The organism is Phytohabitans kaempferiae, assembly GCF_042433955.1.
In the GTDB taxonomy this organism is placed as follows: Bacteria; Actinomycetota; Actinomycetes; order Mycobacteriales; family Micromonosporaceae; genus Phytohabitans; species Phytohabitans kaempferiae.
This window is the reverse complement of the sequence record NZ_JBHLUH010000051.1, coordinates 1-24,234: the sequence shown is the minus strand read 5'-3', so window position 1 is coordinate 24,234 and position 24,234 is coordinate 1. Positions and strand designations below refer to the sequence as shown.

22 protein-coding genes are annotated in these 24,234 nt (G+C 72.9%); 15 read left to right on the top strand and 7 right to left on the bottom strand.

Annotated features, from left to right (window positions below; translation table 11 throughout):
* Positions 1-8 precede the first annotated feature (8 nt).
* From ACFFIA_RS24350 to ACFFIA_RS24340, 3 genes are read right to left on the bottom strand one after another with little or no spacing between them, the layout of a single operon-like run.
* The gene (locus ACFFIA_RS24350; RefSeq protein WP_377254106.1) at positions 9-935 is read right to left on the bottom strand and encodes a 3-oxoacyl-[acyl-carrier-protein] synthase III C-terminal domain-containing protein; all 927 of its coding nucleotides are present in this window, start codon (positions 933-935) and stop codon (positions 9-11) included.
* Positions 936-938: 3 nt separating this feature from the next.
* Entirely contained in the window at positions 939-2,285 is a 1,347-nt protein-coding gene (locus ACFFIA_RS24345) for a condensation domain-containing protein (RefSeq protein ID WP_377254104.1), read from the bottom strand.
* Positions 2,273-3,409 carry a condensation domain-containing protein gene (locus tag ACFFIA_RS24340; protein WP_377254102.1) on the bottom strand — a complete coding sequence of 379 codons (1,137 nt, stop codon included), beginning with the start codon at positions 3,407-3,409 and terminating at the stop codon, positions 2,273-2,275. The genes ACFFIA_RS24345 and ACFFIA_RS24340 overlap by 13 nt, the downstream gene beginning before the upstream one ends.
* 116 nt (positions 3,410-3,525) lie before the next feature.
* Here ACFFIA_RS24340 and ACFFIA_RS24335 point away from each other — a divergent pair, with 116 nt between their 5' ends.
* The 11 genes from ACFFIA_RS24335 (at position 3,526) to ACFFIA_RS24285 (ending at position 15,688) form a co-directional block, all read left to right on the top strand.
* Positions 3,526-4,290 (top strand): ABC transporter permease, encoded by a 765-nt coding sequence (locus ACFFIA_RS24335; protein WP_377254100.1) that lies wholly within the window; start codon positions 3,526-3,528, stop codon positions 4,288-4,290.
* A 136-nt stretch (positions 4,291-4,426) separates the two neighbouring features.
* Positions 4,427-6,049, top strand: a complete 1,623-nt coding sequence (locus ACFFIA_RS24330; RefSeq protein ID WP_377254098.1) for a class I adenylate-forming enzyme family protein — start codon at positions 4,427-4,429, stop codon at positions 6,047-6,049.
* A 306-nt stretch (positions 6,050-6,355) separates the two neighbouring features.
* On the top strand, positions 6,356-7,207 hold the full coding sequence (locus ACFFIA_RS24325; RefSeq protein WP_377254096.1) for an AfsR/SARP family transcriptional regulator: 852 nt from the start codon (positions 6,356-6,358) through the stop codon (positions 7,205-7,207).
* 325 nt (positions 7,208-7,532) lie between these two features.
* Positions 7,533-8,957 carry a class I adenylate-forming enzyme family protein gene (locus ACFFIA_RS24320; protein WP_377254094.1) on the top strand — a complete coding sequence of 475 codons (1,425 nt, stop codon included), beginning with the start codon at positions 7,533-7,535 and terminating at the stop codon, positions 8,955-8,957.
* A 14-nt stretch (positions 8,958-8,971) separates the two neighbouring features.
* Complete coding sequence (locus tag ACFFIA_RS24315) at positions 8,972-9,238, top strand: phosphopantetheine-binding protein (RefSeq protein ID WP_377254092.1); 267 nt, start codon at positions 8,972-8,974, stop codon at positions 9,236-9,238.
* 246 nt (positions 9,239-9,484) lie between these two features.
* Entirely contained in the window at positions 9,485-10,738 is a 1,254-nt protein-coding gene (locus tag ACFFIA_RS24310; RefSeq protein WP_377254090.1) for a beta-ketoacyl-[acyl-carrier-protein] synthase family protein, read from the top strand.
* Positions 10,738-11,799, top strand: coding sequence for a 4-hydroxyphenylpyruvate dioxygenase (gene hppD, locus ACFFIA_RS24305; RefSeq protein ID WP_377254088.1), 1,062 nt, complete (start codon positions 10,738-10,740; stop codon positions 11,797-11,799). Before ACFFIA_RS24310 ends, hppD begins: the two co-directional genes overlap by 1 nt.
* 24 nt (positions 11,800-11,823) lie before the next feature.
* Complete coding sequence (locus ACFFIA_RS24300) at positions 11,824-12,723, top strand: phytanoyl-CoA dioxygenase family protein (protein WP_377254086.1); 900 nt, start codon at positions 11,824-11,826, stop codon at positions 12,721-12,723.
* 10 nt (positions 12,724-12,733) lie between these two features.
* The gene (locus ACFFIA_RS24295) at positions 12,734-13,522 is read left to right on the top strand and encodes a DUF3050 domain-containing protein (protein ID WP_377254084.1); all 789 of its coding nucleotides are present in this window, start codon (positions 12,734-12,736) and stop codon (positions 13,520-13,522) included.
* A gap of 239 nt (positions 13,523-13,761) precedes the next feature.
* Positions 13,762-14,727 (top strand): thiamine pyrophosphate-dependent dehydrogenase E1 component subunit alpha, encoded by a 966-nt coding sequence (locus ACFFIA_RS24290; RefSeq protein ID WP_377254082.1) that lies wholly within the window; start codon positions 13,762-13,764, stop codon positions 14,725-14,727.
* Complete coding sequence (locus ACFFIA_RS24285; RefSeq protein WP_377254080.1) at positions 14,720-15,688, top strand: alpha-ketoacid dehydrogenase subunit beta; 969 nt, start codon at positions 14,720-14,722, stop codon at positions 15,686-15,688. The genes ACFFIA_RS24290 and ACFFIA_RS24285 overlap by 8 nt, the downstream gene beginning before the upstream one ends.
* Before the next feature lie 88 nt (positions 15,689-15,776).
* On the opposite strand, the gene ACFFIA_RS24280 is transcribed toward ACFFIA_RS24285, so the two are convergent.
* Entirely contained in the window at positions 15,777-16,916 is a 1,140-nt protein-coding gene (locus ACFFIA_RS24280; RefSeq protein ID WP_377254078.1) for a glycosyltransferase, read from the bottom strand.
* Between the two features lie 67 nt (positions 16,917-16,983).
* On the bottom strand, positions 16,984-17,235 hold the full coding sequence (locus tag ACFFIA_RS24275; RefSeq protein WP_377254076.1) for an acyl carrier protein: 252 nt from the start codon (positions 17,233-17,235) through the stop codon (positions 16,984-16,986).
* A gap of 104 nt (positions 17,236-17,339) precedes the next feature.
* On the opposite strand from ACFFIA_RS24275, the gene ACFFIA_RS24270 reads away from it, so the two are divergent.
* Positions 17,340-18,290 carry an ATP-binding cassette domain-containing protein gene (locus tag ACFFIA_RS24270; RefSeq protein WP_377254074.1) on the top strand — a complete coding sequence of 317 codons (951 nt, stop codon included), beginning with the start codon at positions 17,340-17,342 and terminating at the stop codon, positions 18,288-18,290.
* 13 nt (positions 18,291-18,303) lie between these two features.
* Here ACFFIA_RS24270 and ACFFIA_RS24265 read toward each other — a convergent pair whose 3' ends face one another.
* Positions 18,304-18,939: a 4'-phosphopantetheinyl transferase family protein gene (locus ACFFIA_RS24265; protein WP_377254072.1), complete on the bottom strand. Its 636-nt coding sequence runs from the start codon at positions 18,937-18,939 to the stop codon at positions 18,304-18,306.
* Positions 18,940-18,987: 48 nt separating this feature from the next.
* Here ACFFIA_RS24265 and ACFFIA_RS24260 point away from each other — a divergent pair, with 48 nt between their 5' ends.
* On the top strand, positions 18,988-20,073 hold the full coding sequence (locus ACFFIA_RS24260; RefSeq protein ID WP_377254070.1) for an alpha-hydroxy acid oxidase: 1,086 nt from the start codon (positions 18,988-18,990) through the stop codon (positions 20,071-20,073).
* Here ACFFIA_RS24260 and ACFFIA_RS24255 read toward each other — a convergent pair.
* The gene (locus ACFFIA_RS24255; protein ID WP_377254122.1) at positions 20,050-21,324 is read right to left on the bottom strand and encodes an aminotransferase-like domain-containing protein; all 1,275 of its coding nucleotides are present in this window, start codon (positions 21,322-21,324) and stop codon (positions 20,050-20,052) included. The two genes, ACFFIA_RS24260 and ACFFIA_RS24255, sit on opposite strands and share 24 nt — an antisense overlap.
* Positions 21,325-21,510: 186 nt before the next feature.
* Here ACFFIA_RS24255 and lipP1 point away from each other — a divergent pair, with 186 nt between their 5' ends.
* Both lipP1 and tyrS read left to right on the top strand, forming a co-directional pair.
* Positions 21,511-22,428: a LipP1 family hormone-sensitive lipase gene (gene lipP1 / locus ACFFIA_RS24250; RefSeq protein WP_377254120.1), complete on the top strand. Its 918-nt coding sequence runs from the start codon at positions 21,511-21,513 to the stop codon at positions 22,426-22,428.
* Positions 22,429-22,473: 45 nt separating this feature from the next.
* The gene (gene tyrS, locus ACFFIA_RS24245; protein WP_377254068.1) at positions 22,474-23,736 is read left to right on the top strand and encodes a tyrosine--tRNA ligase; all 1,263 of its coding nucleotides are present in this window, start codon (positions 22,474-22,476) and stop codon (positions 23,734-23,736) included.
* Positions 23,737-24,234: the final 498 nt, after the last annotated feature.

The window sequence follows — 24,234 nt, the reverse complement described above, 5'->3', positions numbered from 1 at the left end:
TCACCCCATCAGTGCTCGAAGACCATCGCCGAGAACGTCGCCCCCCGCCCCGCCCCGGCCGCGGCGACCAGGTACCGGTCACCGGGCCGCAGCAGCCCTCGCGCGCGGGCGGTCTGGTAGTTGACGAACGCGTCGGCGCAGAAGACGTGCGCGGTGAGCGGTACGTTTTCCAGCAGTACCCGGCCGACCGGATAGCCGAGCCGGCGGCACAGGCGCTGCCAGGCGACGATGTTGACGTTGTGCGGCAGCACCAGGTCGATGTCGTCGAGCGTGAGCCCGGCCCGGTCTACCGCCGCCTGGATGGTCGCCATCAGCGACGCCTGGTATTCGTCCTGAAACCGGGTGATGTCGGTGGTGATCTCGTCGTCGAAGTCGCCGCGCTGGTTGGCCGCGTACGCCAGCAGCCGGTCGCGGGGGCCCTCGTGCCGCACCAGGCAGGCCGAGGCGCCCTCGCCGAAGACCGAGGTCTCCGGGACGACCCGCGCGTCGTGGGTGAACGCCTTCTCGCCGGCGACCACGAGCGCGAGCGCGTCGGGTTGGGCGTGGGCGAGCAGCCGCCCGGCCACGTCGACCGCGAGCAGGCCGGTGGCGCAGGCGTGGTGCGTGACGGTGAACGCGACCGCGTGGTCGAGCCCGAGCAGCCGGCACATGGCGTCGAGGGGGTTGAGCGGGTACGGCACGACGACCGGGAAGGTGCGCGCCCACAGCACGTAACGCACGCGGTGCCGCACGGCCGGCAGGTCGTCCAGCTTGGACACCGCGGCCAGGAGAAGGTCGATGGGCGTGGTGCCGGGCGCGCGGCACACGTCGGCGAGCTTGTGGAAGCGGCGGAACAGGCGTACCTGCATCGGGGTGAGGTCGAGTTCGCCGGCCAGTTCCTCGATGGGCACGCGGTGCTCCGGCAGGTAGGTGGCCACCGCCTCCAGCGATGTCATCGCCTACACCTCTGTCGTCGCGGCCGGGTCGAGGGCGGCCCGCACCGCGACCGCCTCCATCCCGCGGACGCATGCCTCCATCTCCTCTGGGGAGATGTGGTGCGTGTCGCCGGCGATGGTGACGGCCATCGTGTCCGGCACGTCCTCGATGTGTACGAACAGCCGCTCGAAGGAGGTGTCGCGCCGCCGGGTCCAGGTGAACGTGCTGCGCGGCAGGGCGGCGCGCAGCTGCTCCGGTGTGGGCGGTGGCCCGGCTTCGCGGCCGCGCGCCTCGATGCGGCGGTCGTTGAAGAAGCAGGCGAGGTCGAGCTCCTCGCCCCGCTCGGCGGCGAGCCGCGCCACGAGGTCGTCTACATCGGACGGCTGGTAGTAGGCGTGCTTGTACGCCGCGATCGCCTGCCGGGCGGTGAGCCGTACGGCGTCGTCGATGGTGCGGCCGGCGAGGTCGAGCGCGCAGATGCCGGTCTGGCTGAGCGGGCTCATCGAGCGGGCGAGGCCGGGCCGGAAGCGGTTGTTGACGACGACCTGGACCACGACCGGGTTGATGCCGGTGATCCGGGCCATCGAGATGGCGAACGTGGCGAGCAGCAGCGGCGAGGCGTCCACTTTGGTGCGTTCGGCGAGGGCGCGCAGTGCGAGGTGTGCGGCGGGCGAGCGAAACTGCCCCTCCCAGTGGCGCGGGCTGCGCGGCTCGTGGCGGTGCGGGAAGCGCCGGAACGGGACCGTGCCGAGCATCTTCTCCCAGTGGCGCAGCGCCGCCGCGTTCTGCCGGGCGCCGGCCGGGGAGGACTGCCAGCGCACCTGCTCCACGGGGGGCATGGCGGTGGGCGGGAGCGGTGTGCCGGCGGTGAAGGCGGCGATCTCCTCCAGCATCACGATCCCGCCGAACGCGTCGAGCACCAGGTGGGACATGACGACGACCAGGTGGGTCGGGGCGCCCCGGTGGCGGACGATCGCGATCCAGGCCGGCCAGCCGTGGATCAGGTCGTATTCGCCGTCCCAGTAGCGTTGCCGCACCTGGTCGGCGACCTGTGCCGGGTCTTCGCCGTCGGCCGCGTCGACGACGTCGACGTCGATCTCGCCGGTGGCGGCGACGACCTGGCGGGTGCGCCCGTCCGGCTCGTGCCGCAATGTGGTGCGCAGCGTGGGGTAGCGGCTCATGAGGAAGCTCACCTGCTCCGCCAGATCCTCCACCGTGGTGCCCGGCGGGACCGCGCGGGCGTATCCGATGGGCAGCCACGACTCCTGCCGCACCATCGCGGTCCAGATCTCGCGCTGGCCCCAGGCGAGGTCGGCGATCGCCTCGCCGTCGGGGGGATCGGCCTTGAAGGGCACCGTTATCCGCGCCATGCCGCCACCTTCCGGAAGACCCGTGCGGTCGGGTCGATCGCCGCCTCCACCGCCAGCGCCTCCATCCCGCGGATGCACGCCTCCAGGTCGGCGGGGGCGATGTGGTGGGAGTCGGCGAAGAGTTCGTAGTCGAGCGTGTCGGCCTCGTCGTTGATCGTGGCGAACAGCCGCTCGATCGGGTTGTCCTGCGCGTTCCAGCGCAGCCGGCCGCGTTCCAGCGCCGCCTCGATCTCGGCCGGGTCGTCGGGCGGGGCCTCGGTGAGGTCGCGGGTCACCAGCCGGCGGTCGTTGAAGAAGCAGGACAGGTCGATCTCCTCGCCCCGCTCGGCCGAGACCACGAAGAGCGCGAGCAGGATCGTGGAGGTGTCCACTGTGGTGCGTGCCCGGATCGCGCGGACGGCCAGGAGCGTGGCGGGGGAGTCGAGCCCGACCTGCCAGTGCCGCGGCTCGCGCGGGTCGGTGGAGCGGGGGAAGCGGCGGGCGGGGATCCGGCGCAGCAGTGCCTCCCACCGGCGCAGCACGGCGGCGAGCTCGCGCTGCCCGGCCGGCGACCCCTGCCAACGGGCCTGTCCCATCGGGTCCAGCGCGGTGACCGGCGGCGCGGGCCGGCGGCCGGCGACGAGGTCGCGGTCTTCGATCTCGCGCAGGATGACGAGCGCGCCGAAGCCGTCGGTCACCAGGTGGCTGAGGACGACCACCTGGTGGGTCGGGACACCGTGATGGCGGACGACGGCCATCCGCACCGGCCAGTCGCGGGCGAAGTCGTGGTCGGCGGCGCAGAACCGCTGCCGCACCGCTTCCGCCACCTCGCCCGGGTCGTCGGCATCGCCGGCGTCGACCACCTCCAGCCATGTCTGCCCGGAGGAGGTGACCACCTGGCGGTCGCGGCCGTCGGGGTCGCGCCGCACGCGAGTGCGCATCGACTGGTAGCGCCCCATCATGAAGCGCAGCTGGGCCACCGCGTCGTCCACTGTGGTGCCTGGGGCCACCGGAAGCGCGTATCCCATGGGCATCCAGGTGGACTGGCGACGCATCGCCTCCCACAGCTCGCGCTGGCCCCACGACAGCTCCTCGACACCGCTGCCGCTGCCCTCGAACCGGACCGGAACCCGATGCGTCATCATCGACAGGAGTCTAAGTAGACGCGCCTTGACTCCCGGTCGAGTCGAGCGCGGAGGCGGGCTTGACTCCCGCTCAAGGCGCTTGTTGCGGCCGAAGGAAAGGCCATACCGTCCCATCCGTGAAACTCGCCCGCGACACGTGGCTGGTCTTCCAGCAGCAGATGACCCTGATGTTGCGCAGCCGGACCTGGCTCTTCTTCGGGCTCGCCCAGCCGGTCACCTACCTGGTGCTCTTCGCGCCGATGCTCAAGCCGGCGCTGGCCTCGATGGGCGCCGACAGCTACGGCGACGCCTACCGGGTCTACGTGCCCGGCCTGCTCGTCGTGATGTGCCTGTACGGCGGTCTGTTCACCGGTTTCGGGCTGCTTGCCGAGCTGCGTGCCGGCGTCATCGAGCGGGCCCGCGTGACGCCGGTGAGCCGGTCCGCGCTGCTGCTGGGCCGGGCCCTGCGCGACGTCGCCTCGCTGCTGGTGCAGGCGCTGATCATCACGGCCATAGCGGTGCCGTTCGGGCTCTCCGTCGGCGTGCTCGACCTGCTGCTGGCCTACCTGCTGCTGTGCGTGATCGCGCTGATGACCACCTCGGTCTCGTACGCGGTGACGCTCCTGGTGCGCAAGGAGGGCGCGCTGGGCCCGGTGATGAACACCGTGGCGCAGCCGGTCGCGCTCCTCGCCGGCGTGCTGCTGCCGGTGGCGCTGGCGCCCGCGTGGATCCAGGCGATCGCCGGCTGGAACCCGTTCTACTGGGTCACCAACGGCATGCGCGCCCTCTTCGAGGGGCGGATCGGCGACACCTCGATCTGGCAGGGGCTGGCCGGCGTCACGGTGCTGGCGGCGATCACCATCGCCTGGTCGACCAGGCTGTTCACCCGCACCATCCGCTGAGCCCGCCCCTCCCGCCCCTTCCCGCTGATCCGCCGCCTTCCCGCCGAGCCGCCGCGATTTCGCCGAGCCCGCACCATCCGTTGAGCCCGCTGAGCCCGGCGCCGCCCCGCGGACGCCGCCGTCCAAAGGGGACCAAATGAAGAACATCCGCGCCGCCCTCGTCGCCGACCCGGAGCTGGGCGCGGCCAACGTCCTGCCCAAGCTGCGCGAGCACGGTGCCGACCCCGACGGGCCGGGCATCACGTTCGACACGCCGGTCGACGGGCGGCCGGCGTACGAGCCGCTGACCCTCGGCGCGCTGGAGCAGCGGGTCGCCGCCCGGGCCGCCTGGCTGCACGCGCACGGGGTCCGCCCACGTGACCCGGTGGCCGTCCACGTCACCTCGGCCGCCGACGTGTTCCTCAACTTCTTCGCGCTGGCCCGCATCGGCGCGATCCCCGCGCTGATGAACGGCAACATGCCCGGTGACATCGCGGCCGGATTCGTGGGCCGCCTGCGGGCCGAACACGTCATCGTGGACGAGGCGCACCGGCCCGCGCTGGCCGGCCACAGCACCATCGACGCCGCCGACACCGGCGCCGGCGACCCGGCCCAGGCGCCGCCGTACTACCGCCACCACGCCGACGACCCGGTGGCGATCACGCACTCCTCCGGCACCACGCGGGTACCGGCGGCGGTCGTGCACTCGCACGCCAGCCTCTTCGCCGCGATCCGCCGCGTACGCCTGGTCGAGCCGCGCCCCAGCGGCGCCGTACGCGAGCTCTCGGTGCTGCCGGCCGCGCACGCCGCCGGCATCATCACGGTCAACCAGGCGCTCTGCAACCGGTACGAGCTGCTGTACCTGTCCGCCCAGGGTGGCGAGTTCGCGACCAGCGGCGCGGCGGTGCTCGACGCGATCGAGCGGTGGCGCCCGACCGGCGTGTTCGGCTTCGCGGTGACCTGGGCCGAGCTGGCCCGCCACGACCTGGCCGCCCGCGACCTCGACTCGGTGAAGGTGTGGTTCAACACCGGCGACTCCGCGCACGAGGCGCACATCCGGCGGCTGGTCGCGGTCGGCAGCCACCAGCGGTTCACGCCGGACGGCCCGCTCACCGTGCCCGGCTCGCGGTTCATCGACGGCATCGGCTCGACCGAGATGGGGCACTCGGCGTTCCACATCACGCACACCTTCGACAGCGAGCGCTACGGCCGCTGTGTCGGGCGGCCTTACCCGTTCGCCGAAGTGGTCCTGCTCGACCTGGAGACCGGCACGGAGGTGCCGGTGGGCGCGGTCGGGCACGTGGGGTTGAAGTCGCCCACGCTCGCGCCCGGCTACTGGAACGACTCGGTCACCACCTACCGCACGCGCTTCGGCGGCTACTACCTGACCGGTGACCTGATGTACCGGGACGCGGAGGGCTACTACTACCACGTCGACCGGGCCGTCGACGCGGTCGACCTCGGCGGCGGGCAGTGGCTCTACACCGCGCTCTGCGAGGAGCGGATCCTGGTGCGCTGCCCCGGCGTGCGCGACTGCACGATCGTGGCCGGGCGCGAGGACGGGCGGGTCGTGACCGACGTGCTGCTGATGCTGGACGCCGGTGCCGACCCGGACGCGGACCGCTCCGGCCCGGTGCGCGAGGCGCTCGGCCCGGCGGTCGCGGCCACGCTGCGCCGGGTCGTGGCGGTGCCGGACGAGGATGTCGTGGTCGGCCCGACCGGCAAGGTGCGCAAGTTCCTGATGCGCCAGCGCCACCTCGCGGGCGCCGCCACGTCGTGACGCCGGGCGTCATCCCCGCCCCTGGGCCGTTTCTTCTGGAGACGTCCCATATTTCGGCGCCCGTCGATGACAGCCCATAGACCTTCATCACTGGTGATCGAAGGCTAAATCCGGATATCTACGGCGCTCTGGTATTCGCGATCGATGCCCGTCACTGCCGGGTTAGGCACAAGTCCCTCGATCAGCAAACAATACCGCCCACTCTCCGGGATGGAGGGGTCGCTGCTCTGGCAGAAACAGGCCCGCGCTCGGGTAGATTGCTGACCACCCCAAGCGCGTGCATGTTTCTCCCGGAGGTCCACGTCAATGTCTTATGTGATGGGAAGGGATCTGGAAATACGGGTCCTAGGACCATTGATGCTCACTTGTGGTGACTCTTCTGCCACTCCTACCGCACCGAAGCCGCGCTCCGTGCTGGCGCTGCTTCTGTTGCAGGCCAACCAGACCGTGCCGGTTACCGCCCTGATCCAGGAGCTGTGGGGTCACGAGCCCCCGGCCAGCGCCCTGACCACTCTCCAGACGTACGTGCTGCACCTGCGCAAGCTGTTCAGCGCCGCCCTGGCGATGCCCGCGTCCGAGGTCGCCAAGAGCGTCCTCTTCACGACCCCCGGCGGATACCTCTTCCGCAGCATCTCCGACGACTTCGACCTGGCGCGCTACGAGCGGCTCTCCAGCGAGGGCCGCCAGGCGCTCGCCGCCGGCCAGAACGCACTCGCGGCCGAGCGGCTGACCCAGGCCCAGGCGCTGTGGCGCGGTCCGGCACTCACCGACGTGCGCGCCGGGCCACTCCTGCAACCGCAGGTCAAGCGGCTCGAAGAGTCCCGGCTCACCACCGTCGAGCAGGGGATCGAGGCGCGCCTTCGGCTGGGCCGCCACCAGGAGGTGCTCTCCGACCTGGCCGGGATGATGGCGGAGCACCGCCTGCACGAAAACCTGCACGCCCAGTTCATGGTCGCGCTGCACCGCAGCGGCCGGCGGCAGGAGGCACTGCGCGTCTTCCAGCAACTGCGCACCACCATGACCGAGGAGCTTGGGCTGGAGCCGTCGAAGCGGCTGCACCTGCTACAGCAGGCCATCCTCAGCGACGACCCCGCACTCGACGTCGCGCCTCGCACCGACGGGCTCGCCCAACTGCTCGACCAGATCACCGTCCGGTGAGTGGTGTCGACCCGTCAAACGCCGTCTCGCGGCCACGTCGACAAACGCTAGAAATCGGGAAGACCCCCTCTCGCGGTTGTGTAGTGGTCGCCTCGGGAATGGATCACTGATACGAACAGTTAGCAGGCCGCCGACGATGTCGGCCAGGTTTTCGCAGCTTGGGTGATTGTGCTGGGAGGCCGCTTAGGCAGGCGACCGCGAAGAGTCGCCGCCGGGCGGCCTTTCGGCATGGTTGACCGTGTGGAAAGGCGCTGTTACGGTTCGCCCCGGTCGCCGCGAAAGAAGCTCGGTAAATCGCGGCTGATTCCATTCCTTGGGGGCAATTGTGTTTCCTGGCGCGCCGGCCGGCATCGCGGTCGACCCATTCGACACCGAATGGGTGGGCGACTATCTGCTCGCCGGGCGCGACGAGGAGGAGTGCCTCCGGCTCGGCGAGCCGCTCACCCGCCGCGCGCTCCGCCGCCGCGTCGCGGCAAGGGCCACCGACCTCCGCACGGCGGGCCTGCGCGCGGGGAGCAGCGTCGCGCTCCACCTGCCACCTGGCATCGAGTACGTGGAGAGTCTGCTCGCCGCCTGGACCCTGGGCGCGCAGGTGGCGCTCCTCGACCACCGCCTCACCCGGCACGAGGTCGACGCGGCGCTGGCCCGGGTCGCCCCGCAGCTGGTGGTGTCCACGTCGGACGGTGCGCCGGTGGTGGCGCCGCACCCGGGCCGCCCGGCGCGGACGCCGCACGCGCTGCTCCAGCTCAGCTCCGGCTCCACCGGACCGTCCAAGGTGATCGGTCGCACGGCCAGCAGCCTGGTCGCCGAGGTCGAGCGCTACCGGCTGATCGACGGCGTGCCCGCGCCGGGCGAGCGGATCGTGCTGCTGGCCTCGATGGTGCACGTGCTCGGCCTGGTCGGCGGCCTGCTCTACGGCCTGCACACCGGCACGCGGATCACCGTGCCGCGGTTCCTGTCCACCGACGCGGTCCTGGACGCGATCGACTCCGGCCCCGAGCCGGCCACCGTGCTCGGCGTGCCGTTCCACATCGACTTCCTCGCCGCCGCCGACCGCGCCCGCCACCTGCCCCAGCTCAAGCGGATGACGGTCGGCGGCGAGCTGGTCCGCCCCGCGGTGCGGGAGGCGTTCGCCGGCCGCTGGTCCGTCCCCCTCGGAAACATGTACGGGATGACCGAGGCCGGCGTGATCGCGACCGACCTGTTCGGGCGGCACCGGCCGGCGCTGGCGCCCGCGCCCGGCATGGCGGTGCGCGCCGAGGGCGGTGAGCTGCTGCTGGCCGCGCAGGACAGCCCGTACGTGGGGCTCAGCGACCCGACCCGCTGGGTCGGCGGCTGGCTGCACACGCGCGACGCCGGCGAGGTCGACCCGGACAGCGGGCTGCTGACCGTGCGCGGGCGGCTCGACTCCCAGGTCTCGGTCGGCGGGCTCAAGGTCGACCTGACCGAGGTGGAGCAGGCGCTGGCCGAGCTGCCCGGCGTGGTCGAGGTGGTGGTCGCGTGGGATGGCGCGATCGAGGCGTTCGTGGTGCACGAGCGCGGCGCCGGCGGGCTGCCCGCGCTCAAGGAGGCGCTGGCCGAGCGGCTGGCCGGCTACAAGCGGCCGCGCCGGCTCACGCTCGTGCCGAGGCTGCCCCGCACCGCCACCGGAAAGCTCGTCCGCAGTGTCCCGGCCCTGCGCGAGGCGGCCCGGCCGGCCGCCCCGCCGCTGCGGCCGGCCGTACCCGTACCGCCATCACCCTCTGTGTGAAAGGAGCGCCGCCGATGTCTGCCGATGTTGTCGCGTTCACTGTCGAGGCGCTGCGCCAGATGAACTTCGACGTCGATGGAGCCGACCGGGAAACGGTCTTCGGTCCGGCCGGCGTCGACCTCGACTCGCTCGCGGTCGCCGAACTGGCGCTGCGCGTCGAGGACGCGTACGGCGTGAAGTTCGGCGAGGAGGACATGGAACGCCTGGCCATCATGACGCTCGGCGAGTTCGCCGCCGACGTCGCGGCCCGCGCGGCCACATTGGACGGTGCGGCACCGTGAGTGAGCGAGTTGGCGCGGCGGCGTCTGGACTGAGCGGTCCCGCCGACGAAGTCGGGGTTTCGGGGCGGCGAGGGAAGACGTCGCCTTCGGCGCCGCACGAGCGAACGAACCAGGTGGCACCGTGAGTGAGCGAGTTGGCGCGGCGGCGTCTGGACTGAGCGGTCCCGCCGACGAAGTCGGGGTTTCGGGGCCGCGAGGGAAGACGTCGCCTTCGGCGCCGCACGAGCGAACGAACCAGGTGGCACCGTGAGCTCCCGCGCCCGGCACCGAGCGGTGGTCACCGGGATCGGGCTGCTCACCCCGCTCGGCGCGGACGCCGCCGGGTTCTTCGACGCGGTGTGCGCGGGCCGGTCCGGGCTGCGCCGCCCGGTGGACGCCCACCCGCTCGCCGGGATCCTCGACGCGGCCGGCATCGCGCCCGACGTCGACCCGGTGACCGTGCTCCCGCCCGCCGAGGCGCGCCGGGTCGACCGGTTCGTGGTGCTCGCCATGGCCGCCGCCGACGCCGCCCTGGCCGACGCCGGCATCGAGGTCGGGCGCGACGCCGACCCGGCCCGTACGGCCGTCGTGCTGGCCAACGCCTTCGGCGGGCTCGGCATGTTCGAGGCGGAGGCGCTGGCCCGGCACGAGACCGGCCGCACGGCGGTGAGCCCGTACCTGCTCGCCGGGATGCTGCCCAACATGGCCACCGCCCGGATCGCCATCCGGCACGGCGTACGCGGCTACAGCTCGACCATCTCCACCGCCTGCGCCTCCGGGGCGTACGCGGTCGCCGAGGCGCTGCGGCTGGTCCGCGACGGCCTGGCCGACGTGGTGGTCTGCGGTGGTGCCGAGGCGCCGCTGCTGCCCACGGCGGCCACGACGTTTCGCAACTCGCGGGCGCTGGCCGGCGGCTGGGCCGACCCGGCCGAGGCGAGCCGCCCCTTCGACCGGCGGCGCAACGGCTTCGTGCTCGGCGAGGGCGCGGGCGTGCTGGTCGTGGAGCGGGCCGGGCACGCCGCCGCCCGCGGCCGCCCTCCGTACGCCGAGGTCGCCGGCTGGGGCGTGGCCACCGACGCCCACCATCCGACCGCCCCGCGCGCCGACGGCACCGGAGCCGAGGCCGCGATGCGGCTGGCTCTGGCCGACGCGGGCCTGGCACCGGACGACGTCGGCTACGTCAACGCGCACGGCACCGGCACCAAGCTCGGCGACGCCGCCGAGGCGCTCGCCATCCGGGCGGTCTTCGGCCCGCACACACCGGCGGTCAGCTCGGTCAAGGGGGTCACCGGCCACCTGCTCGCCGCCGCCGGCGCGGTGGAGGCCGCGGCGACCGCCCTCGCGCTGCGCCGCGGTGTGCTCCCCCCGACGCACAACCTCGACGACCCCGATCCCGAGTGCGACCTCGACCACGTCCGGAAGGCACCCCGTGACGCGGCCACCGGCGTCGCGCTCTCCAACTCGTTCGCGTTCGGCGGGCACAACGTCAGCCTCGCGCTCGCCCACCCCGGAGGTCCTTGATGGATGTGACGACGGTCGACCACGTCGAGTTCTACAGCGCCGACGCGGAGCGGACGGCCGGCCAGCTATGCGCGGCGTACGGCTTCGGCCGGCTCGGTGCGAGCGGCGCCGGGCTGCCCGGCCAGCGTTCGCTGCTGCTCGGCCAGGGCGGCATCCGGCTGCTGGTCACCTCCGCCACCGACCCGGAGCATCCGGTCGCCGCCCACGTGCGCCGGCACGGCGACGGCCTGGCCCGGATCGCCCTGCGGGTCACCGACGCGGCCGGCGCGTACGCCGAGGCCGTGGCCCGGGGCGCCGACCCGCTCGCCGCGCCGCGCGTGTGGGGCGGCGGCGGCGAGCAGGTCGTGACCGCCGAGGTCGCCGGCCCGGGCGCGCTGGCCCACCGGCTGGTCGAGCGGCGCGGCGACGCGTTCCTGCCCGGCGGCGTCGAGCCGCTGGCGGCGCCGGAGTCCGGTGCCGACCTGCTGGAGGTGATCGACCACGCCGCCCTCTGCGTGCCCGGCGGCACGCTGGAGGAGACGGTCCGCTTCTACGCCGAGGTCTTCGGGTTCAAGGAGATCTTCGAGGAGCGGGTCGAGGTCGGCGACCAGGCGATGGACTCCAAGGTGGTGCAGAACGCCACGGGCGAGGTCACGTTCACCATCGTGGCGCCCGACCCGGCGCTGAGCCCGGGGCAGCTCGACGACTTCCTGCGCGCCAACGCCGGCGCCGGCGTGCAGCACCTCGCGCTGAGCACGCGCGACATCGCCGGCGCGGTCGCCACGCTCGGCGCCCGGGGCGTGCGCTTCCTCCGCACGCCGGACAGCTACTACGACGCCATCGAGCGGCGGCTCGGCGAGGTCAGCCTCTCCGTCGCCGCGCTGCGCGCCGGCAACATCCTGGTCGACCGCGACCACTGGGGCGAGATGTTCCAGATCTTCACCGAGTCCGCGGTGGAGCGGCGCACGTTCTTCTTCGAGCTGATCGAGCGGCACGGGGCGCTCACCTTCGGGAGCAACAACATCAAGGCCCTTTACGAGGCCAAGGAACGGGCACGGGCCGCCGCCGACGCGCGGGCCTGACCGTCCGGAGAGGACCGACTGAACATGACTGCCACGATCCCCGTGGAGGAGGACCTGCTGCCGTCCGAGGCCGACGTACGGTCGTACGAGGAGCACGGCTGGTACCTGTCCAAGAAGCTGCTCACCGACGCCGAGGTCGACGTGCTGGCCGCGGCGAGCGACGCGTTCTACGCCGGCGCGCGCACGCGGCGGCTCGGCAAGCGACCGTCCACACTGGCCTACTGGGAGCCGTCACACGGCCCGGTGCAGCGGCACAACGACTACATCCACTACGAGAGCGACACCATCGGCACCATCCTCCGCAAGCCGGTCATCGGCGCGGTCGCCGCCCGGCTGGCCCGGGCCGCCGAGATCCGCCTCTTCCAGTCCACGCTCATCTACAAGCCGCCGCGCCCGGAGGAGCCCACCAACCTGGTGCCCTGGCACTTCGACCTGCACTACTGGCAGACCTGCACCTCCGACCGGATGCTCACCGCCTTCATCCCGTTTCACGACTGCGACGAGGAGATGGGCACCATCACGATGGTCGACGGCAGCCACCGGTGGACGGAGATCGGCGGCGGCGACAGCACCACGCGGCACTTCGCCCACCGCGACCCGGCGGAACTCGACCAGCTCGTACGCGACAACGCCCGGCACAACGGCGCCGAGATGCGCCCGGTGCCGATGGTGATCCCGAAGGGGCACATGAGCTTCCACCACTGCCGCACGTACCACGGCAGCGGCGCCAACCGCTCCGGCCGCCCGCGCCGCGCCATCTCGCTCCACCTTCAGGACGGGGAGAACCGCTACCGCGAGTACGGGCTCTCCGACGGCACGCCGGTGCGCTACAACCACGACCACTTCGTGCGCCGGACCCCGGAGGGCACGCCCGACTACAGCGACCCCGATTTCTGCCCTGTGCTCTGGCAGTCACACCGTTAGGGAGGTCAGCATGTCCCGGTACGACTGGGGTCAGACGCACCCCGGCATCACGCGGCTGGAGGAGGCGGTCGACGAGGCCCGCAACCGGGTCGTCACCCATCCGCTCTACGCCAACCTCGACACGCGGGCGGCGATCGTCACGTTCATGGAGCACCACGTCTTCGCGGTGTGGGACTTCATGTCGCTGCTCAAGTCGCTCCAGCGCAGCCTCACCTGCGTACGCGTGCCGTGGGTCCCCACCGGTCCGCCCGGCAGCCGCCGGCTCATCAACGACATCGTGCTGGTCGAGGAGAGCGACGAGCTGCGTGGCGGGTTCATCAGCCACTTCGAGCTGTACGTCGAGGGCATGGCGGAGTCCGGCGCGGACACGTCGGTGGTGGGCACGTTCATCGACCTGGTCCGCTCCGGCGTACACGTGAAGGCGGCCCTGGACCGCGCCCGCGTGCCGGCCCCGGCGGCCGACTTCGTACGGGCGACGTGGGGCTTCGTCGACGACGCGCCGGTGCACTGCCAGGCGGCCGCGTTCGCGTTCGGCCGCGAAGACCTGATCCCGGACATGTTCACGCAGGTGGTGGCGGTCAAGGAGCGCGGCGCGCGGCTGGACACCTTCGTCGACTACCTGGAGCGGCACATCGAGGTCGACGGCGAGGAGCACACGCCGATGGCCATGCGGATGGTCACCGACCTGTGCGGCGAAGACGAGGCGAAGTGGCACGAGGCGGCCGAGACGGTCAACCACGCGCTCGCCGCCCGGTACGCCTTCTGGGACGGCATCCTGGCCGCCATCAAGGCCGGATAGGAGAGATGGTGAGCGGGAGTCGCGAGGCTACGGGCCTTGGCCACGATGGCGGACGAGCGCCGAGCGACGGAGCGTGGGAGGTAGGGCGCGGGAGTCGCGAGGCTACGGGCCTTGGCCACGATGGTGGACGAGCGCCGAGCGACGGAGCGTGGGAGGTAGGGCGCGGGAGTCGCGAGGCTACGGGCCTTGGCCCCGATGGCGGACGAGCGCCGAGCGACGGAGCGTGGAAAGCACAGCGTGTGGCTGCGGAGGCCCTGTATCGCACGATCCGGCTGATCCGTCGCTTCGAGGAGCGGTGCGTCGACCTGGTCCGCTCCGGCGACATCGGCAGCGGCATCCATCCCTGCATCGGCCAGGAGGGGGTCGCGGCCGGCGTGTGCGCCGCGCTGCGCCCCGACGACGCGCTGCTGAGCAACCACCGCGGCCACGGACACTTCCTGGCCCGGGGCAGCGACCCCGGCCGCTTCCTCGCCGAGCTGACCGGCAGGGTCGGCGGCATCGACCAGGGGCGGGCCGGCTCGTTCCACCCCTGCGACCTGTCCGCCGGCATCTGGGGCGCGAGCGGCACCGTCGGGCACGGCGCGGCGATCGCCACCGGCCTCGGCTGGGCGCTGGCCCGTGACGGCGACCGGGTCGCGGTCAGCGTCTTCGGCGACGGGGCGGTGACCCAGGGGGCGCTGCTGGAGTCGTTCAACCTCGCCTCCCTGTGGCGCGTGCCGGTGGTCTTCGTCTGCGAGAACAACGGCTACGCCACGACCCTCCCGGCCGGCGCCGCCATCGCCGGTTCGGTGGTGGGGCGGGCCGCCGCGTTCGGCATCCCAGGGTCCACGGTGGACGGTCAGGACCCGGAGGTCGTCCACGACGCGATGTCCGCCGCGGTGGAGCGGGCCCGAGGCGGTGGCGGGCCGTCGCTGGTGGAGTTTCTCACCTACCGGTACGAGGGGCACCACACCTTCGAACGGCGGATGCGGCTGGCCTACCGCGACGAGGCCGAGGTGGCCCGGTGGCGCGAGCGCGACCCGCTCGCCATCCAGGCCGCGCGCGTGCCGCCGCGGGCGCGCGACGCCATCGACGCCGAGGTCGAGGAGGTGCTCGACGCGGCGGTGCGCTTCGCGCTGGAGAGCCCGCGCCCCGACCCGGCGGACGCCTTCGACCACCTCTACGCCACTTCGGTACGGGTCCGCGCGGGAGTCTCGCATGCCTAAGCTGTCGTACGCCAAGGCGCTCAACCGGGCGCTCACCGACGAGATGGAGGGCGACCCCGACGTCTTCGTGCTCGGCGAAGACGTCAAGTTCGCGCTCAACAACGTCACCACCGGGCTTGCCGACCGCTTCCCCGACCGGTTGCTCGAGACGCCCCTGTCCGAGCAGGGCTTCACCAACTTCGCCACCGGCGCGGCGATGGCCGGCAAGCGACCCGTGGTGGAGTACCAGATCCCCTTCCTGCTGCTGCTGGTGCTGGAGCAGATCGCCAACCAGGCCAACAAGTTCCGGCTGATGAGCGGCGGCCAGGTGCGCGTCCCGGTGACCTACCTGCTGCCCGGCACCGGATGGCGGCCGGGGTGGGGCGCGCAGCACTCCGACCAGCCGTACGGCGTCTTCGCCCACCTCGGCGTCAAGACGGTGATCCCGGCGACCGCCACCGACGCGTACGGCCTCCTCCGCACCGCGATCCGCGACGACGACCCGGTGGTGGTCTTCTGCCCGATGCCCGCGCTGACCCTGCGCGAGGACGTGGCGTACGCCGACCTCGCGCCGATCCCGCTGGGCGTGGGGCGGGTCTGCCGCCCGGGTACGGACGTGACCGTGCTCGCCGTCGGCCACCTGGTGCACGAGGCGCTCACGGTCGCCGAGGAGATCGCCGACGAGGTGTCGGTGGAGGTGTTCGACCCGCGCTCGCTGCACCCGTTCGACTGGGCGGGCCTGGCCGCGTCGGTGGAGCGCACCGGCCGGTTGGTGGTGTTCGACGACGGCAACCGCTTCTGCGGTGTCGGTGCCGAGGTGCTGGCCACCGCGGCCGAGGAGATGCGCCTGGTGGCTCCACCGAAGCGGGTCACCAGGCCGGACGCGGCGGTGGTGGTGGGATGCGCGCCCGAGCTGGACCTCGCGGTGCAGCCGAGCCGGGCGCAGCTGGTCGCGGCGATCCAGGCGGTCGTCAAAAGCTGACCGTCCGGGGCCGTGGCCGCGAGCCGCCCGCCAGCGTCCTCGGGGCGGGCGGCCCGCCTGGGCGGCCGGCGCGTGTGGGAGGCAGCCCTCAACAGCGGGCGGCCAGCCGCTCCAGGTGTGACGCCGCGGCCGGGGCACCCCCGGCCGCGGCGAACGAATCGCGCACCAGCCCGGCCGCCGCCGCGTAACCCGGCTCGTCGAGCACCGCGGTGAGCGCCGCCGCGAGCTCGTCCGGGCCGGAGCGCCCGAACCGCACGCGCACTCCCGCGCCAGCCGCCACCACCTGCGCGGCGGTGACCGGCTGGTCGTGCTTGATCGGCGCGACCACGAGGGGCACGCCGTGGGCGAGCGCCTCGCAGACCGTGTTGAGCCCGGCGTGGCAGGCCACCGCGGCGAGCCGGGGCATCAGCTCCAGCACCGGCACCTGGGGCGCCATGACGGTGCCCTCCGGCGGGTCGGGCACGGCGCCCGGCGGCGCGGCGACGATGGCCTGCACGCGCCCGGCGAGGGCCCGCAGCGCGCCGGACATCCGGGGGTAGAAGTCGCGGGCGACGTCTTCGGCGAGCGTGCCCATCGTCACCAGCACCGCGCGTCGCCCCGGGTCGAGGGCATCCCACGGGAAGTCGGGCGCGGTCGGTCGGGCGTCCAGCGCCGGCCCCACGAGCGCGCAGTGGGCCGGGAAGACGGCCGTACCGGTCAGCGCGGGGCTGGTGAAGGCGAGCACCAGGTGTGGCGAGAAACGCGGGTCGACACCATCCTGGATGGACAGTCCTGCGCCCGCGATGCGGCGCCGGATCCAATCCTCCACTTTGGGCAGTGCCCGGAACGGGCGGGTCAGCTCCATCGACTGCGGCGCGAGGCTGGCCCACAGCACGCCCTGCCGGTGCGCGGCCACGGCGCCGGCGAGCGCGTGCTGGTCGACCGCCACCACGTCGGGGGCGAACGCGGCCACTGCCTTCTCCACGGCCGGCAGCGTGAACCGCGCGTACGGCAGCACGAAACCCTCCCACAGCGACCGCACCGCCCGGAAGCCGCGGTCGCGCTGCCCCCGGTACGGCCGCATGCCGGTGGAGTGGATGGTCACCTCGTCGCCGAGCATCCGCCGCAGCGCGGTCTCCGGGCCGGCCCAGGCCACCTCGTGCCCCCGGGCGGCGAGCGCGCGGGCGACCGCGCCGGCGGCGTGCACATGCCCGGCCAGCGGCGGCGCCACGAAAAGGAAGCGGCTCATGCCCGGCCTCGCTTCGCCGCGGGCGGGCACGCGGCTCCACACGCGCCGACTCTGACGGTCCGCTCGCTCATCCGCTCACCAGCCGGGCGAGGTCGCCGACGCTCAGGTCGATCAGCTCGTCCAGGTCGAGGCCGGCCAGGTACGCGGGGAGGTCGACGCCCCACCGCGCCCGCAGCGCCTCGCCGAGCGCGGCGACCTCGACGCTCTCCAGCCGCAGGTCGTCTTCGAGCCGGCTCTCCGGCGTGACGGCAGCGGCCCAGCGCTCGTCTTCGCCGGTGACGTCGCGCAGCACGGCGGCCAGCTCCCGCAAGGTGTCCATAGTGGTCTCACGGTAACGCCTCGCGGGGTGCGGTGGCAGTGCCTCCAGCCCTCCTCAACGCGTCTTCGATCCGCGCCCAAGAGCCGGCCAATACAGTCAGGACCGTGATTGTTACCCACGGGCTGCGCAAGTCATACCGGTCCGGCCGGGGCCGCAAGGCCACGGTGGTGGAGGCGGTGCGCGGGGTCGACCTCGGCGTCAAAGAGGGCGAGATCTTCGGCTTCCTCGGGCCGAACGGCGCGGGCAAGACCACCACGTTGCAGATGCTCACCACGCTCATCGAGCCGGACGGGGGCGAGGCCACCATCGCCGGTGTCGACCTGCGCGCCGATCCCGGCGAGGTGCGCGCGCGGGTCGGCTACGTCGCGCAGGGCGGCAGCACGTGGGACGACTCGACCGCGCGCGAGGAGCTGGTGTTGCACGGCCGGATGCACGGGCTCAGCAAGGCCGAGGCGCGGCACCGGGCGGCGCAGGCGCTGGAGGCGTTCCAGCTGACCGACTACGCCGACCGCCCCTGCCGCACCTATTCGGGCGGCCAGCGGCGCCGGGTCGACATCGCGCTCGGCATCATCCACCGGCCGCGGCTTGTCTTCCTGGACGAGCCGACCACCGGGCTCGATCCGCAGAGCCGCGCGCACATGTGGGACGAGATCCGCCGGCTGCGCGACGGCGGCATGACGATTTTCCTCACCACGCACTACCTGGACGAGGCCGACGCGCTCTGCGACCGGATCGCCATCATCGACCACGGCGAGATCGTCACCGAGGGGTCGCCCGAGCGGCTCAAGCGGGAGATCACCGGTGACGTGCTCGTGGTCGGCCTCAACGGGGCGACCCCGAAGGCGGCCGAGCTGCTCGACGGCGCGGCGTACGTGCGCAAGCTGGAGACCGACGCGGCCGGCCTGCGCCTCTACGTCGACGACGGGGCCACCGCGATCCCGCAGGTCATGCGGGCCCTCGACGGCGCCCGGCTCGACCTCGACTCGATCCAGCTGCACCGGCCCAGCCTCGACGACGTCTTCCTGGCCAAGACCGGCCGCTCGCTGCGCGACTGAGCCACGTGAGTGATCAGTCAGGAGGGGTCCACCAGGCGGTGGTGACCCGGAAGGGCGCGGCCCCGCAGAGCGCGGCCGCGCCGGCGAAGCCCTCGGGCACCGGCAGGTCGAGCACGTGCCGCGTACCGCCCACCACCGGCCCCGCGGCCACCGCCAGCGTCAGCCCGGGGGTGAGCCGGCCGCCGGTCGCCTTCACACACGCCTCCTTGCGGGCCCACAGCCGGGCGAAGACGGCCGCCCGCCGCGCGCCGGCCGCCACCAGGCGCGCCTCGTCGGCCGGGAAGTACCGGGCCGACATCGCCACCACGTCGAGGCCGGGCTTGTGCCGCTGCACGTCGACGCCGACCGCACGCCGCTCGGTGAGCGCCACCGCGGCCAGCTCGCCGGAGTGGGAGAGGCTGACCCGCACCCCGTCGGTCTCCGGCTTGCCGTGCGGCCCGTACGCCCAGCGCACTCGCTCCGGCGCGGTGCCGACCTGCGCGGCGACGAGCACGCGGGCGACCCCGTGCGCGGCGACGAAGCGCTGCCAGCCCATCGGGTCGAGCGCGGCCGCCCGGGACCGCTCGCGGTCGTCGAGCACGCCGGCCAGGCGGTCGAGCACGGCCGCCGGCAGAGGCGAACGGACCAGCCACACGCGCACCTCGTCCACGCCCACCGACGCTAGGCCCCACCACTCGAGCCGCGCTAGGAGGCCAATGTGGACGCGCTGCTGACCGTCCCGGAGTACGAGGCGGCCGCCCGCGAACGGCTGCCGGTCGGCATCTGGGAGTACATCGCCGGCGGCAGCGGCGCCGAGCAGACGCTCGCCGCCAACCGCGCCGCCTTCGACCGGCTCCCGCTGCGCCCCCGCTTCCTCGTCGACGTCGCCGCGTACGACACCTCGACCACGCTGCTCGGCGCCCGGCTGCGCGCGCCGATCGGGGTCGCCCCGGTCGCGTACCACCAACTGGCCCATCCGGACGGCGAGGTGGCCACGGCGCGAGCGGCGGGGGAGGCGGGGCAGCTGCTGGTCGTGAGCGTCTTCGCCAGCCGGAGCCTGGAGGAGATCGCCGCGGCCGCGACCGGTCCACTGTGGCTCCAGCTGTACTGGTTTCGCGACCGGGGGATCGTGCGGGAGCTGGCCCGGCGGGCCGAGGCGGCCGGCTTCCGGGCGCTGGTGCTCACCGTCGACACGCCCCGGCTCGGGCGGCGCCTGCGCGACGTGCGGCGCGGCTTCGCCGTACCGGCGGGGATCGTGGCGGCCAATGTGGACGCGGCGGTGATGGCGACCGCGCACGAGGCGGTGGACGGCGCGTCGGCTCTGGAGCGCCACTCGCGGCAGCAGTTCGACCCGTCGCTGGGCTGGGCCGACCTGGCCTGGCTGTGCCGGCAGACCGACCTGCCGGTGCTGGTCAAGGGGGTGCTGACCGGCGCCGACGCCGACCTGGCGATGGCACACGGCGCGGCCGGCGTGGTGGTCTCCAACCACGGTGGCCGGCAGCTCGACGGCGCGGTCGCCAGCGTCGACGCGCTCGCCGAGGTGGTCGACGCGGTGGACGGGCGCGGGCCGGTGCTGCTCGACGGCGGGGTGCGTGGCGGCACCGACGTGCTGCGCGGGCTGGCCCTCGGCGCGAGCGCGGTGCTGGTCGGCCGCCCCGCGCTGTGGGGGCTGGCGGTCGACGGTGCGGCCGGCGTGCGCGCCGTGCTCGACATCCTCGCGGCCGAGCTGGAGGACGCGATGGTGCTTTCCGGCCGCCCCCGACTGTCCGACGTGGACCCGTCACTTGTCCTTCACGGTCGTTGACGCCGCGCGGGAGGATGGCGCGCCGGCCCGGCCGCCTCCCGAGGTGAACTCCCGGAGCCGCCGCACCCCTTCGTCGATCTCGCCCATGTCCAGATAGCTGCACGAGAGGCGGAGCTGGCGCTCGCCCCCGCCGCCGGCGTAGAAGTACCGCATCGGGGTCCAGAGCACACCGTGGTCGCGGGCCGAGCGGGTCAGCGCCTCCTCGTCGGCCTCGAACGGCACGCTCAGCACCAGGAAGAAGCCGCCGTCCGGCACGTTCCAGCCGACCCCGGCATCCGCGCCGAAGTGGCGGTCGAGCGCGTCGAGCAGCGCGTCGAGCCGCTCCCGGTAGCGCCGGATCCGCTCCTCGTTGAGCACGCGCAACCGGCAGCCGTACGTCACCAGCATGCCCCCGATCACCGCCTGGGACAGCGGCGACGTGTTGACCGTGGTCATGCTCTTGATCTTCGAGAGCTGGTCGGCGAGCGGTGTGGTGCTTTCGTCCGGCGCCGTCACGGTCTGGTCGGCGATCACGTAGCCGACCCGCGCGCCGGGAAGGCACGTCTTCGCGAACGACCCGAGGTAGATTACCCGCCCCTGCTCGTCGAGGCGCTTGAGGGTGGGGGCGTGCCGGGCGGTGCGGGCGAAGAGCCCGTACGGGTTGTCCTCCAGCACGTACAGGTCCTCGGCCGCCGCGACCGCCAGCAGCTCCCGCCGGGCGCCGATCGGCAGGCTGGTGCCCGAGGGGTTGGCGAAGTCGGGCACCGCGTACAGGGCGCGGGGACGGCGGCCGCTGGCCCGCACACGCTCCACCGCCGCCCGCACCGCCACGGCGTCCACACCGGACGGTCCCTCCGGCACCGGCTCGACCGCGATGTCGAGCAGGCGGGCGGCGCCGGTGATGCCGACGTAGCAGGGGGAGGCGACCAGCAGCACGTCGGCCGCGTCGCGAAACAGCGCCCGGAGCGCGAGCAACATGCCCTCCTGCGCGCCCACCGTCACCACGATGGACTCCGGTGGCGCCTCGATGCCCTCGTCGTTGGCGACCGTGGCCGCGACCAGCTCGTGGATCTGGCCCTTCGTCCGTCCATACTGGAACAGCAGCCCGCCCACCTGCCGCTGCGACAGGCCGCGGTCCCGCTCCAGATACTTCGCGTACGCGTCCAGGTAGCCGGCCACCGCGCCCGGGTCGAACGCCTCGTCGTACGGCCGGCCGGGCGCGAAGGAGATCGCGTCGGGAAAGCGCGCGGTCACCTCGTTGAGAAAGTTCATCGTGTCGAGCAGCGGGTCACTCAGCGAGCCATGCAGGTCGATGAGTTGCACGTGTGGAGACCTCGATGCGAGTATGCGTTGCGGGTATTGGGGTTTCGGTTTCTTACCGTATCGGCGGCGCCTCCAGGAGCCGTCGAGAGTGGCTAGGAGGATAGCCGAGTGACCCTGCATCCACACCTGGCTCTGATGCGTGCCCACCGCGTCGCGTCCGGCGCCCGCCCGCTCTACGAGATGACGCTCGCCGAGGCCCGCGCGGCCGACCTCGCCGCCATCAAGGCCGACCGAGGCATCGCGCATCCGGTCGGCGGGGTGGTGCCGCTGCGCATCCCCGGCCCCGGCGGCGACCTCGACGCCCGCCTCTACCGCCCGGCCGGCGCGACCGGCGAGCCGCTGCCCGTCGTCGCGTACTTCTTCGGCGGCGGCTGGGTCCTCGGCAACCTCGAGACCAGCGACGGCATCTGCCGCCGGCTCTGCTCCGACGCGGGCTGCCTGGTCGTCTCGGTGGCGTACCGGCTGGCGCCCGAGCACCCCTTCCCGGCCGCGCCCCGCGACTGCCACGCCGCGGTCGAGTGGCTCGCCTCGCACGCGGGCGAGTTCGGCGGTGACCCGTCCCGCGTCGCGGTCGCCGGCGACAGCGCGGGCGGCAACCTCGCCGCCGCGGTCACGCTCCAGGCCCGCGCGGCCGGCCCGGCGCTCGCCGCCCAGGTGCTCGTCTACCCAAACGTCGCGTACGGGGCGGATACCCCCTCCATGCGCGAAAACACCGACCCGTGCTTCTTCAACCGCACCTCCGTCGGCTGGTACTGGGGTCACTACCTGGCCGACCCCGCCGACGGGGCCGACCCGCTCGCCTCCCCGCTGCGCGCCGCCGACCTGGGCGACCTCCCGCCGGCGCTGGTGATCACCGCCGAGTACGACCCGCTGCGCGACGAGGGCGAGCGGTACGCCGAGCGGCTCCGCGCCGCGGGCGTACCGGTCGAGCTGGCCCGGTACGACGGCATGACGCACGGCTTCTTCACCATGACCGGCACGCTCGACGCGGCCCGGGAGGCGACCGCCCGCGTCGCCGACTACCTGCGCAAGGCCCTGCGCGTGCCGAGGTGAAACCGGGTGGCGGGTCTGCCCGGGCGATGGGGGACAATACCCACCGTGACGGATCTGATCGACGACCTGCAGTGGCGGGGCCTCATCCAGGACTCCACCGACCTCGACGAGCTGCGCGCCCGCGTGGCGGCCGGACCGCTGACGTACTACGTCGGCTTCGACCCCACCGCGGCGAGCCTGCACGTCGGAAACCTGCTGCAGGTGCTGACCGCGCGCCGGTGGCAGCTGGCCGGGCACCGCCCGTTGCTGCTGGTCGGCGGCGCGACCGGTCAGATCGGCGACCCCAAGGAGAGCAGCGAGCGCACGCTCAACCCGACCGAGGTGGTCGCCGGGTGGGTCGAGCGGATCCGCGACCAGCTCGCCCCCTTCGTCACGTACACCGGAGACAACGCCGCCACGCTCGTCAACAACCTGGAGTGGACCGGCCCGATGTCGGTGGTCGAGTTCCTGCGCGACGTGGGCAAGCACTTCCCGGTCAACCGGATGCTCGCGCGGGAGGTGGTCAGGGCGCGGCTGGAGACCGGCATCAGCTACACCGAGTTCAGCTACCAGCTGCTCCAGGCGCACGACTACTTCGAGCTGCACCGGCGCCACGGCTGCGAGATGCAGTTCGGCGGCTCCGACCAGTGGGGCAACATCACCGCCGGCGTCGACTACATCCGCCGCCGGGGGGCCGGGCCGGTGCACGCGTTCACCACGCCGCTGGTCACCAAGAGCGACGGCACGAAGTTCGGCAAGAGCGAGGGCGGCGCGGTCTGGCTCGACCCCGAGATGACCAGCCCGTACGCGTTCTACCAGTTCTGGTTCAACACCGACGACCGCGACGTCGCCCGCTACCTGCGCTACTTCAGCTTCCGGTCGCAGGAGGAGCTGCTCGAGCTGGAGAAGGAGACCGCCGAGCGACCGGCCGCCCGCGCCGCGCAGCGCGCGCTGGCGTCGGAGCTCACGGCCCTGGTGCACGGGGCCGAGGTGGCAGACGACGTCATCGCCGCGAGCCAGGCACTCTTCGGTCGAGGTTCGCTGGAGTCACTCATGCCGGCGACCCTCCAGGCCGCCTTGGCCGAGGCGGGACTTCATCGGGTACGCGCGGCGGAGTTGCCCGCGGTCGCGACCCTGTTTCGCGACGCGGGCCTGGTGGCGAGCCTCAACGAGGCCCGGCGGGCGATCGCCGAGGGCGGTGCGTACCTCAACAACGAGCGTGTGACCGATCCCGAGGCGACCGTGCCCGCGGAGTCGCTGCTGCACGGCCGCTTCCTGGTGCTCCGGCGCGGCAAGCGTACGTTCGCCGGCGTGCTGGTCGACGCCTGACAGGCTGGGGAATGCGTCCATGCGGCACGGCGTTGCCACTACTCGCGGTGCCCCTCGTGGGCGTCGCGACCGTGCGGCGCAGTGGTCTGGTGACTCTCGGTTGTGTGACGTGGGTCAACACGCGCCGATTTGACGCCGTCCCCTCAACGCACGTAACTTTCTCCCTGCCCACGGGCGGTGCGGAGCCGATTTGGCGAGGCGAAACCGACCGGGTAAGGTTGACGACCGGCAGGGCACCGGGCGAGCCGCGGGATCACCGCGAGCGGCCGGTTCTGCCGAATCCCAAGGCCAAGCACGGTGCTACTTGCTGTGCGTAACTTCGGGACAAACCTGTCGTTAGCCCTACAAACCGGGAAACACCGGTTTGACGGGGACGAAGCGGTCAGGTAAAGTAAAACAAGTGCCCCACGGCGGGGAGCTCCTAGAAGGAGATCCAAGTCGCGGTGTGTGTTTGTTCTTTGAGAACTCAACAGGGTGTTTGTATAAGCCAGTGCCAAG

What these genes read in the sequence shown, in the direction of transcription:
- ACFFIA_RS24345 (WP_377254104.1), bottom strand. Translation starts at nt 2,285, where the DNA reads ATGGCGCGGATAACGGTGCCCTTCAAGGCCGATCCCCCCGACGGCGAG.
- hppD (WP_377254088.1), top strand. Translation starts at nt 10,738, where the DNA reads ATGGATGTGACGACGGTCGACCACGTCGAGTTCTACAGCGCCGACGCG.
- ACFFIA_RS24280 (WP_377254078.1), bottom strand. Translation starts at nt 16,916, where the DNA reads ATGAGCCGCTTCCTTTTCGTGGCGCCGCCGCTGGCCGGGCATGTGCAC.
- ACFFIA_RS24340 (WP_377254102.1), bottom strand. Translation starts at nt 3,409, where the DNA reads ATGATGACGCATCGGGTTCCGGTCCGGTTCGAGGGCAGCGGCAGCGGT.
- ACFFIA_RS24295 (WP_377254084.1), top strand. Translation starts at nt 12,734, where the DNA reads ATGTCCCGGTACGACTGGGGTCAGACGCACCCCGGCATCACGCGGCTG.
- ACFFIA_RS24275 (WP_377254076.1), bottom strand. Translation starts at nt 17,235, where the DNA reads ATGGACACCTTGCGGGAGCTGGCCGCCGTGCTGCGCGACGTCACCGGC.
- ACFFIA_RS24325 (WP_377254096.1), top strand. Translation starts at nt 6,356, where the DNA reads ATGTCTTATGTGATGGGAAGGGATCTGGAAATACGGGTCCTAGGACCA.
- ACFFIA_RS24285 (WP_377254080.1), top strand. Translation starts at nt 14,720, where the DNA reads ATGCCTAAGCTGTCGTACGCCAAGGCGCTCAACCGGGCGCTCACCGAC.
- lipP1 (WP_377254120.1), top strand. Translation starts at nt 21,511, where the DNA reads ATGCGTGCCCACCGCGTCGCGTCCGGCGCCCGCCCGCTCTACGAGATG.
- ACFFIA_RS24315 (WP_377254092.1), top strand. Translation starts at nt 8,972, where the DNA reads ATGTCTGCCGATGTTGTCGCGTTCACTGTCGAGGCGCTGCGCCAGATG.
- ACFFIA_RS24350 (WP_377254106.1), bottom strand. Translation starts at nt 935, where the DNA reads ATGACATCGCTGGAGGCGGTGGCCACCTACCTGCCGGAGCACCGCGTG.
- ACFFIA_RS24330 (WP_377254098.1), top strand. Translation starts at nt 4,427, where the DNA reads ATGAAGAACATCCGCGCCGCCCTCGTCGCCGACCCGGAGCTGGGCGCG.
- ACFFIA_RS24255 (WP_377254122.1), bottom strand. Translation starts at nt 21,324, where the DNA reads ATGAACTTTCTCAACGAGGTGACCGCGCGCTTTCCCGACGCGATCTCC.
- ACFFIA_RS24300 (WP_377254086.1), top strand. Translation starts at nt 11,824, where the DNA reads ATGACTGCCACGATCCCCGTGGAGGAGGACCTGCTGCCGTCCGAGGCC.